Raw genomic sequence first — 6,656 nt, 5'->3', positions numbered from 1 at the left:
CGCGAGCCGGGTCTCCAGTTCGACGACTGCCTCCGCACGAGTCTGAGCCTCGGGGTCACCCGCCGCGGTGAGCAGGGCGACGAGCAGGGTCAGGTACTCGTCTCGGGTCTGACTGAATTTTTCTTCCCGATAATACGATTCGTCGGGCATTCCGAGGCCGGACTGGTGCAGGTGCAGCAGGTAGCGCTCGGGGTTCCCGGCGTCGTTACTGACATAGGGCAGCGCAAGGCCGGCAATTCCGGACCGCGTGAGCTCACCGTCCAAAGCGACCAGTTCCGCGGTCGACGCTACGGCGTTGATCCGATCGAGGAGCGGAAGCACCGGTGCGACACCCAGCTGCTCGATCCGCTCCTCAGCCATGAATGAACTGTAGAGAGCCTTGATCCTGAAGTTGTCGCCGGCCGGATCAGCTGTGGCCGCGGCATTCTCGATGATCTGCCGCACGGCCAGTTCAGCGGCATCCCGCAGCTGGGTGAATGCTCCTTCGAGGGGCCGGTCCGAGGGAATCTCCGTGGAGTTCAGCCAGGTCCCGTTGACGTGCCGGAACAGGTCGTCCTGCACCCTCGCGTCGGTGTCTGTTGCCGCCTCTGTGGTCCCTGCCAATGCCATGGGTTTTCCTAACTGGTGTGAGTCGAATCAGTCCGAAGCCCATCCTATGCTCCGTGCTAGGGTTGGCTTGTGCGCGCAGAACTGCTCCTTCTTAGCTGCCGCGGCGGGGCCATCACGACCAGGTAGTCAACACGACACGGTCAAGGCCGATTCCCCGCTGCGGAGTCTGTAATGCCCGGCCCCAGCCCAGATATCTGGTTTTAGTCCCGTCACATGGACTGCTGAAGAGTCTGCCCCGCGAACCTCCACAGAACAGGCCACACCCCATGCGCAACGCACAAAAATCCTCCGGAATGCCGTTCCATAAATACACGCCCTTCCAGGATCAGATCTCGGTTCAGCTGCCCGATCGCACCTGGCCCGACAAGGTCATCACCCAGGCGCCACGCTGGTGCGCCGTTGACCTGAGGGACGGCAACCAGGCCCTCATCGACCCGATGAGCCCCGAACGCAAGCACAAGATGTTCGACCTGCTCGTTCAGATGGGTTACAAGGAAATTGAGGTCGGATTCCCGTCGGCATCACAGACCGATTTCGATTTTGTCCGCCAGCTGATCGAGACGGACCGGATTCCCGACGATGTCACCATCCAGGTCCTCACCCAGGCCAGGGAACACCTGATCGAGCGCACCTACCAGTCGATCGAGGGCGCAGACCGGGCCATCGTCCACCTCTACAACTCGACGTCGGTGCTGCAGCGCCGGGTGGTGTTCAACCAGGACATGGACGGCATCATCGACATCGCACTGACCGGAGCGCGGCTGTGTAAGAAGTTCGAGGAGACCCTGCGGAACACCGAGGTCACCTACGAGTACTCTCCCGAGTCCTTCACCGGCACCGAACTGGAATTCGCCGCACGAATCAGCAACGAGGTCGCGGCTGTGCTTGAGGCGAGTTCCGACCGCCAGATGATTCTGAACCTCCCGGCAACCGTCGAAATGGCCACCCCCAACGTCTACGCTGACTCCATCGAGTGGATGTGCCGGAACCTGGACAACCGTGAAAACATCATCCTGTCGCTCCACCCGCACAACGATCGTGGCACCGGGGTAGCAGCGGCGGAGCTCGGCTACCTGGCGGGGGCTGATCGGATCGAGGGATGCCTGTTCGGCAATGGTGAACGCACCGGAAACGTGGACCTGGTCACCCTCGGCATGAACCTTTATGGGCAGGGCATCGACCCGATGATCGACTTTTCCGACATCGATCACATCAGGCGGACCGCGGAATACTGCAACCAGCTCCCCGTCCCCGAACGCTCACCCTATGGCGGCGACCTGGTGTTCACAGCCTTCTCCGGCTCACACCAGGATGCGATCAAGAAGGGCTTCGAGCGAATGGAGAGCGACGCCGCCGAGGCTGGAACAACAGTCCAGGACATCCCCTGGGCGGTCCCCTACCTTCCCATCGATCCGAAGGACATCGGGCGCAGCTATGAGGCAGTGATCCGGGTGAACTCGCAGTCCGGCAAGGGTGGCGTGGCGTACCTGCTGAAAAACGAGCACAGCCTCGATTTGCCGCGCCGCGCGCAGATCGAGTTCTCGGGGGTCATCCAGCGCCGCACGGATACCGTCGGTGGGGAAATCAGCGGAGCCGAACTCTGGAAGGTGTTCCAGGACGAGTACCTGCCGAGTCGCGCCGCAGGAGCGGGCACCTGGGGCCACTACGCACTCACCAGCGTCAACACCGCGACTGCTGAGGACGACTCCTTCAAACTGACCGCCTCCCTGCTCGTGAACGGCGTCCAGCAGCGACGCTCTTCCCAGGCGAACGGCCCGATCGCTGCGCTGCTCGCCATTCTCGGCGAAGATGGGGTGGATGTGCGCGTGCTCGATTACACCGAGCACGCACTGTCCGCTGGCGGCAACGCCCGCGCCGCAGCCTATGTCGAGTGCACCATCGGGGAACGCGTGCTGTGGGGTATCGGCATCGATGCCAACACCACCATGGCCGCACTGAAGGCGGTCATTTCTGCCGTAAACCGGGCGATCCGCGACCAGCAGCAGCCCAGCTAGCTGCAGCAGCCACGTGGCGCCGCGTGTGCATCCATCGGGTGGGGCTCACCGCCGACGGATGCACACGTGCGGCCCAAGGGGTGCGAAAATAGGTCTGTGTCTTCGTCCTTCGCCTCCCGCACCTACCGCGCCGAAGGCGTGGTGCTGCGCACCTACAAGCTGGGCGAAGCCGACCGGATTATTGTCTTCCTGACCCGCGACCATGGGCAGGTCCGGGCGGTAGCCAAAGGCGTGCGACGGACCAGCAGCAAGTTCGGGTCCCGGCTGGAACCCTATATGACGGTCGATCTGCAGCTGGTGGCTGGCCGCAACCTCGACGTCGTCACGCAGGCGCAGACCAAGGGAGCCTACGGGCATGGGATCGCTGCCGACTACGGACGGTACACCGCCGCTGCGGCGATCGCGGAGACCGCCGAGCGGCTGACCGACGCCGACGGCGAGTCCTCCGGTGCGCAGTACAACCTGATCGTGGGGGCCCTGTCCGCCCTGAGCAGGGGTCTGCACGCGCCGGAGCTGATCCTCGACTCCTACCTGTTGCGGGCTCTTGCCACCGCGGGGTGGGCGCCGAGTTTCACCGACTGCGCCCGTTGCGGCACGCCCGGCCCTCATACCGCGTTCTCGGCACCGCTCGGTGGCGGCGTTTGCCCCGACTGTCGGCCACCCGGTGCGGCATCGCCAGCGCCGGAGTCCATGGAACTGCTCGCCGCCCTCTTGTCCGGAAACTGGGGAACAGCGGATGCCTCCAGTCCGCAATCCCGCAGGGAGGCGGCGGGATTGGTGGCAAGCTATCTACAGTGGCACCTCGAACGCGTCGTCAAATCTCTCAAACTAGTGGAGCGTCAGTGAACCAGGACCGACCAGGTACCCGCCCCGTCCGGCCATGGCCCCATCCATCGGGCGAGGTGGCACCGGCTATCCCGGCGCAGTTCGTGCCAAAGCACGTGGCGATTGTGATGGACGGGAACGGCCGATGGGCCAACCAGCGCGGGTTGCCCCGGACAGAGGGGCACCGGGCGGGTGAGGCTGCGCTGCTCGATGTGATGGCCGGCGCCATCGAGATTGGGGTGAAGCACGTGTCGGTGTACGCCTTCTCCACCGAGAACTGGAAACGGTCGCCCGAGGAAGTGCGTTTCCTGATGGGGTTCAGCCGGGATGTGCTGCGCCGGCAACGTGATCAACTCGACGCGTGGGGGGTGCGGATTCGCTGGTCGGGCAGGCGGCCACGGTTGTGGCAGTCGGTGGTCAAGGAACTCGAATTAGCCGAACAGCAGACCCTGGGGAACACTACCTGCACCCTGACAATGTGCGTCAACTATGGTGGCCGCGCCGAAATCGCCGACGCCGCCAAAGCGATCGCCGAGCAAGTGGAGGCCGGTAGGCTGCGTGCGTCGGCCGTGTCCGAGAAAACCATCCAAAAGTACCTTGATGAACCCGACCTCCCGGACGTGGATTTGTTCCTGAGGACGTCCGGGGAGCAACGGTTCTCCAATTTCATGCTGTGGCAGTCCGCCTACGCAGAGATGGTGTTCATGGACGTGCTGTGGCCCGACGTCGACCGTCGGGTTTTGTGGCGAGCCATCGGCGAATACGCGGGCCGGGACCGACGGTTCGGGGGCGCCGTGGATCAGTCGTCGCCAGCGACCAAATAGTGTCGCCGCGGCCGACCCGGTAGCGTCCCGGTGGTGACCGGGTAGCGTCCCCTTAGTGGCCAGAGGTTCAGCCTGCCTGCTGCTGGCAGCGCAGCCACCGATCCAGGGATCGGTATACCTCGCGGCGGACAGGTTCCCGGGACAGCAGGACATCGTGCAGGGCGCCCTCAAACCGGCAGACGGTGACGGTGGGGCCGAGCTGGAGCGCCCGTTGGGTCATCAGGGTGACATCGAGCACGCTATCCGAGGTCAGCATTGAGTCATTCCAGACCGGGCTGACCGACGAGCGGGCCGAGGCCAGAACCAAGACGGGCACGTCGATGGCCAGGCCCCTCCGCACCTGTGCGTGGCCCGCCAACACTGCTGCAACCCAGCCGGCCCGGATCGGGAAGCCGAACTCGGGTCGCCACTGTGGGTGGATTTCCCACTCGCCGTCGGCGGCGTTGCTGATGCTGCGCCAATAGAAGCCAAACTCCGGCAAGATCAGCTTCGCTTTCGGCTTGAACCGGATGATGGGGTCCAGCAGGCCCTGGGTTGCGCCACGCAGGATCGGGTTGCTCTGCACATCGAGCCAGGGGCTGTTCAGGATCAGGCTCTCGATCCTGCCAGGGTTGCGGTGGGCCCACAGGGAAGCGATCAGCCCGCCCGTCGAGTGGGCCATCAGGTGAATCAACACGTCGGTTCCCACGCCGTGGCGCGCCCTGACCCGGGATTCAATCGCCCGCAGCGCAGCGTCAATATCCTCGTCATACTCGTCGAGGTTCGCCACATAGCCGGGGGTTTGCCCGTCACGGAGACTACGCCCGTACTTTTTCAGATCCAGCGCATAGAACTCAACGCCGCGGTCGGCACAAAAGGCAGCCAGGCCACGGTGCAGGAAGTAGTCGCTCCAACCGTGGATGTACAGGACGGCGCTGACTGGGGGAGGGGCGACGCTCGGGGCCTCCGGGACGGGGGCCATCCGAGCCGTCAAGCGGGACCACCAGTTGGCCAGGTGCTGCAGGCCGGGGGAGGTCTCTGGCGTCGGGGGAGTTTCAGCGGTGACTGGCGGCGTGTAGGCCACCAGTGTGGCGACGCAGGGCCCCTCATCATCAGCAGCCAGTTTGAGGTCGGCGGCGGTGAATCCGTCGCCCAGATAATCCGGTCTCCATGTCAGCCCCATTCGAAAACTGTAGCCCGTCTCACCACGGGTCCAGCAGATTCGCTGGTCGGTGCGTGCAACGCAAGTTGTTGTTGACCGCCCCAGCGTGGGAGTTTTAGATCATGCGAATCTACCCTGCCCTTTTTCAACTGGTCTTTGCCCGCATGGACGCCGAAAAGGCCCATCGCATTGGTTTCCGGCTGATTCGCGTGGCCGAGCGTACGCCGGCCGGCCTGGTACTGCGGCACCTGACCAAACCGCACCCGGGCCTGCAGACCTCAGCCTTCGGGCTCACCTTCCCCTCCCCGTTCGGTCTGGCCGCCGGATTCGACAAGGAAGGGCACGGCATCACCCCACTCACCAGCCTGGGATTCGGGCACATCGAGGTGGGCACCATCACCGGGCAGGCGCAACCGGGCAACCCGACCCCGCGGCTGTTCAGGCTGGTCGCCGACCGGGCAGTGATCAACCGGATGGGCTTCAACAACGACGGCGCCGCGGCCGTTGCCCCGCGGCTGAGGGCGGCACGCACCAAACTCGAACGGCGGTACGTCGCCAACCGGCCGATGATCGGGGTCAACATCGGGAAGACGAAGTCGGTCAATCTCCGCGACGCCGTCGAGGACTACCTGGTCAGTACCCGCGAGCTGGCGCCCGCCGCCGACTATCTGGTGGTCAACGTCAGCTCACCAAATACGCCCGGCCTGCGCCTCCTGCAGAACGTCGAATCGCTCCGACCCCTGCTCACTGCCGTCAGGGCAGCGGCCGACGAGGCCGCCGGGCGGCCGGTTCCCCTCCTGGTCAAGATTGCACCCGATCTTGAGGACCAGGACATCGACGACGTCGCGGCCCTCGCCGTCGACCTTGGACTGGACGGCGTGATCGCGACGAACACCACCATCACACGGTCGGGGCTGGTGACCGACAACGCGACCGTCATGAAGTGTGGAGTCGGCGGCCTCAGCGGGGCGCCGCTGAAGCAGCGTTCGCTCGAGGTGCTTCGCCGTCTCCGCGCCGCCGCCGGTGAGAACCTGGCGATCGTGTCGGTGGGCGGGGTCGAGTCAGCGGAGGACGTCCTCGAACGCCTCGATGCCGGCGCCACCCTGGTGCAGGGCTACACCGCGTTCCTCTACGAAGGACCATTCTGGGCCCGGCACATCAACCGGCGCCTGGAAGCCCTGCTCGCGGCACGGCAGTGACCCCGAACCAGTGACCCCAAAACAGTGACCCCGCAAAAATAAC

General features: G+C 64.8%; 5 protein-coding genes and 1 pseudogene. 4 read left to right on the top strand and 2 right to left on the bottom strand.

The window, feature by feature from the left end:
• Positions 1-609, bottom strand: a pseudogene (locus K728_RS18340) (M13 family metallopeptidase N-terminal domain-containing protein); the annotation flags it as partial.
• 266 nt (positions 610-875) lie between these two features.
• Here K728_RS18340 and leuA point away from each other — a divergent pair.
• The 3 genes from leuA to K728_RS0103885 all read left to right on the top strand — a co-directional run bounded on the left by leuA (position 876) and on the right by K728_RS0103885 (position 4,273).
• On the top strand, positions 876-2,624 hold the full coding sequence (gene leuA, locus K728_RS0103895; RefSeq protein ID WP_019482766.1) for a 2-isopropylmalate synthase: 1,749 nt from the start codon (positions 876-878) through the stop codon (positions 2,622-2,624).
• Positions 2,625-2,720: 96 nt separating this feature from the next.
• Positions 2,721-3,470 (top strand): DNA repair protein RecO, encoded by a 750-nt coding sequence (gene recO, locus K728_RS0103890; protein WP_019482765.1) that lies wholly within the window; start codon positions 2,721-2,723, stop codon positions 3,468-3,470.
• Positions 3,467-4,273, top strand: coding sequence for an isoprenyl transferase (locus tag K728_RS0103885; RefSeq protein WP_024475916.1), 807 nt, complete (start codon positions 3,467-3,469; stop codon positions 4,271-4,273). Before recO ends, K728_RS0103885 begins: the two co-directional genes overlap by 4 nt.
• 67 nt (positions 4,274-4,340) lie before the next feature.
• Here the strand turns inward: K728_RS0103885 and K728_RS0103880 are convergent, their stop codons facing one another.
• The gene (locus tag K728_RS0103880; protein WP_024475915.1) at positions 4,341-5,435 is read right to left on the bottom strand and encodes an alpha/beta hydrolase; all 1,095 of its coding nucleotides are present in this window, start codon (positions 5,433-5,435) and stop codon (positions 4,341-4,343) included.
• Positions 5,436-5,536: 101 nt separating this feature from the next.
• On the opposite strand from K728_RS0103880, the gene K728_RS0103875 reads away from it, so the two are divergent.
• The gene (locus K728_RS0103875) at positions 5,537-6,613 is read left to right on the top strand and encodes a quinone-dependent dihydroorotate dehydrogenase (RefSeq protein ID WP_019482762.1); all 1,077 of its coding nucleotides are present in this window, start codon (positions 5,537-5,539) and stop codon (positions 6,611-6,613) included.
• Positions 6,614-6,656 lie beyond the last annotated feature (43 nt).

It is taken from the genome of Arthrobacter sp. CAL618, from assembly GCF_000468215.1.
GTDB lineage: Bacteria > Actinomycetota > Actinomycetes > Actinomycetales > Micrococcaceae > Arthrobacter_D.
This window is presented reverse-complemented; position numbering and strand designations above follow the sequence as displayed.

Excerpts from the sequence above, each read along its gene's own strand:
- K728_RS0103880 (WP_024475915.1), bottom strand. The coding sequence starts at position 5,435 with ATGGGGCTGACATGGAGACCGGATTATCTGGGCGACGGATTCACCGCC.
- leuA (WP_019482766.1), top strand. The coding sequence starts at position 876 with ATGCGCAACGCACAAAAATCCTCCGGAATGCCGTTCCATAAATACACG.
- K728_RS0103875 (WP_019482762.1), top strand. The coding sequence starts at position 5,537 with ATGCGAATCTACCCTGCCCTTTTTCAACTGGTCTTTGCCCGCATGGAC.